At 34.0% G+C, this 1441-nt stretch carries 2 protein-coding genes; both read left to right on the top strand.

The window, feature by feature from the left end; translation table 11 throughout:
- Positions 1-754: 754 nt before the first annotated feature.
- Positions 755-1207, top strand: coding sequence for a transposase (locus FQU23_RS16085; RefSeq protein ID WP_245181141.1), 453 nt, complete (start codon positions 755-757; stop codon positions 1205-1207).
- Positions 1208-1233: 26 nt separating this feature from the next.
- Positions 1234-1441: transposase (locus tag FQU23_RS16345; RefSeq protein WP_147674742.1), on the top strand; the 208-nt coding region annotated here is incomplete at its 3' end.

Here is a 1441-nt window from a genome sequence, read left to right as displayed (position 1 = left end):
GCGGGTGCAAAAGTAGCACCTTTATAGCGTTAAACAATACTTTTTATTGACTATTTTTTGATGTTTTCGTAACACATGACTTAACTCGCTGGAAATAGGAATCTTGAAGTGGAAAGTTTTTTCCTCACCCCAGCCATCTCCAAAGGAGAGGGAGAATTTGTGGACGTGGTTTGCCCTGTTTCGTTGAAAATACTGCATCTTTACTAATACTTTGCAATTAGCAGAACAAGCTTCTTACTCTTGACAACTACTTTAATTAGTAGTTTTGCTTTCTATACCACTACATGTAGGTGTTGTATTTTTAGTGACTTTACCGATACTCACTAAATCTCACAGCTGAAAACAACTCCCCTAGCCCCCCATAACAGTGGAAATGCTATCAAGCCAGTCCCGAAGTGTCGGGAGCGAGAAATAGCTCCAGAAAAAGATTCTAGTCCTTATATAAAGGTCTAGCCGCTTTTTCTATAATAGAAAAAGCACAAGTCCTTTTCAACATACAAAGAATCAAATCCTTTTATGGTTTACTAAAAAAAGTTTTACTATTATTTGCTGCAAACCTTAGCAGAACCAGCCCTTTCGTTGAATTACTGAAAGTGAAATTTTATGAAATAAATCGACCGATGGTCGAGAATTGGACTTTTTCTATTTAAATTACCTAAACTATTCACTAAGTCCCCCAATTCCAATTTCTGCACAAGCAAAATAGATTTCTTTCTATTCAGATTATCTAATATTTTCGGATAATCCCCAATTTTTGAGACTGATCCTAATATCGTCTAACGGCGACACCATTAAGCAATTGTTAGCTAGAAGTAGGTACATCTTGTATAAAAATAAATCAAAATGGTCTGAAAATCAAACCCAAAGAGCCAAATTGTTATTCGAATTATATCCTGATATTGAAAAAGCATATAGCTTTGCTCAAGACTTAAGAAATGTATTTGAAATTACTACTGATAAAATCTACGGCTTAAGCAGACTAACAAAATGGCATGAAAAACTAAATCAAGCTGAATTTAAATCATTTAATACTATATCTAGATCAATACAGAATCATTATCAAACAATCGTAAACTATTTTGACAACAGAAGCTCTAATGCATCAGCGGAATTCTCTAATCCGAAGATAAAAGCGTTTAGGTCTCAATTTAGAGGTGTAAGAAACATTGAGTTTTTCCTCTTTAGGCTAACTAGTATTTATGCTTAATTTGTACTACTCCACAGGTTTTTGTTATGATCCAATGTTTTTCTAGAGCAATACAGGTAACTGATAGGTTCCATGTTCAAAAATTAGCTTTGGAAGCCATGCAAGAAATCAGAGTCAAACATCGATGGGAAGCTATGGATATTGAAAATCAATTAATAATGCAAGCCAAAAGAGAGAATAGAACATATATACCAGATTCCAAGTTAGAATCCGATTTAAAACAAAAAAGCCTAT

This window comes from Flavobacterium sp. XN-5 (assembly GCF_008033395.2).
Taxonomy (GTDB): Bacteria; Bacteroidota; Bacteroidia; order Flavobacteriales; family Flavobacteriaceae; genus Flavobacterium; species Flavobacterium hiemivividum.
Note: the sequence above shows the minus strand (reverse complement) of the source record. Positions and strands in the feature narration are given on the sequence as shown.